Below are 1,695 nucleotides of genomic sequence, written 5' to 3'. Positions count from 1 at the left end.
TGCGCTTGCAGGAATTCCAGTACCGCACTACCGGCCCCGCCGGCAATGACGTTTTCCTCGACCGTGACGAACACGTCGTGGGTTTTCGCCAGTTCCAGAATCAAGCTTTCATCAAGGGGCTTGACGAAGCGCATGTTGGCCACCGTGGCACCCAGTTGCTTGCCGGCTTCGACGGCCGGGGCGACCATAGCCCCCCAGGCCAGGATGGCAATCCGGCCGCCCTGGTGGCGAATCTCGCCCTGGCCGATCTCAAGGTCGGTCAGGCGCGGATCGATCGCCGCGCCGGGCCCCTTGCCGCGCGGATAGCGCACCGAGGCCGGGCCATTGTAATGGAAGCCGGTGGTCAGCATCTGCCGGCACTCGTTCTCGTCGGCCGGGGCCATCACCAACATATTCGGAATGCAGCGCAGATAGCTGTAGTCGAAGGCGCCGGCATGGGTCGGGCCGTCCGGGCCGACCAGACCGGCTCGATCCAACGCAAACAACACATCCAGATTCTGCAAGGCCACGTCGTGAATCAACTGGTCGTAACCGCGCTGCAAAAAGGTCGAATAAATCGCCACCACCGGCTTGGCGCCCTGGCAAGCCTGGCCGGCGGCCAGGGTCACCGCGTGCTGCTCGGCGATGGCCACGTCGAAATAGCGTTTCGGGTATTGCTGGGAAAACTCGACCAACCCCGAGCCTTCGCGCATGGCCGGGGTAATCCCCAGCAGCCGCTCGTCCTCGGCCGCCATATCGCACAACCAACGGCTGAACACCTCGGTATAGGTTGGATGCGGCGACGGCGCCGCCTTGGGCAGAAAATCCTGGGTCGGATCGAAGGCCGGCACGCCGTGGTAAGCCAAGGGGTCCTTCTCGGCCGGCGCATAGCCCTTGCCCTTCTTGGTGACCACGTGCAAAAACACCGGTCCGCGCAAATCCTTGAGCTTGTCCAGGGTCGACACCAGGATCTCCAGATCGTGGCCGTCGATCGGTCCGAAATAATTAAAGCCCAACTCCTCGAACAAAGTCCCCGGCACGATCATGCCCTTGACGTGTTCTTCCGCCTTGCGCGCCAACTCCCAAACGCTGGGCATGCTGGACAAGGCCTTCTTGCTTTCCTGACGGACCGAGGAATACAGCTTGCTGGACAAAATCTTGGTCAGATAATTGTTCATCGCCCCGACCGGCGGCGAAATCGACATCTCGTTGTCGTTCAGAATCACCAATAGATTGGCATTGACGTCGCCGGCATGATTCATCGCCTCGAAGGCCATGCCGCCGGTGATCGAACCGTCGCCGATGATGGCCACCATCTTCTTATCCTCGCCGCGTAGCTGCGAAGCGATGGCCATGCCCAAGGCCGCGCTGATCGAAGTCGAGGAATGGCCGACGCCGAAGGCATCGTATTCGCTCTCGGCCCGGCACGGAAAGGCCGACACCCCGCCCAAGGTGCGGATCGTGGTCATTCTGTCCTTGCGACCGGTCAGAATCTTGTGCGGATAGGCCTGATGGCCGACATCCCAGACCAGCTGATCGACCGGAGTGTTAAACACATAATGCAAGGCCACGGTCAGTTCCACCGTGCCCAGGCCGGCCGCGAAATGGCCGCCGGAAATGCTGACGGTATGGGTCAGAAACCGGCGCACCTCGTCGGCCAAGGCCTGGAGCTGCTCGGGCGCCAGCGTGCGGATGTCGGTCGGGCTGGCGATGGTG

General features: G+C 62.1%; 1 protein-coding gene. It reads right to left on the bottom strand.

What is annotated here, in order from left to right; all coding sequences use genetic code 11:
• Window positions 1-1,695 (bottom strand): 1-deoxy-D-xylulose-5-phosphate synthase (gene dxs, locus A1355_RS09135; RefSeq protein ID WP_064027230.1); only part of this gene is annotated, 1,695 nt, incomplete at both ends.

Source organism: Methylomonas koyamae (assembly GCF_001644025.1).
GTDB lineage: Bacteria > Pseudomonadota > Gammaproteobacteria > Methylococcales > Methylomonadaceae > Methylomonas > Methylomonas koyamae_A.
Note: the sequence above shows the minus strand (reverse complement) of the source record. Positions and strands in the feature narration are given on the sequence as shown.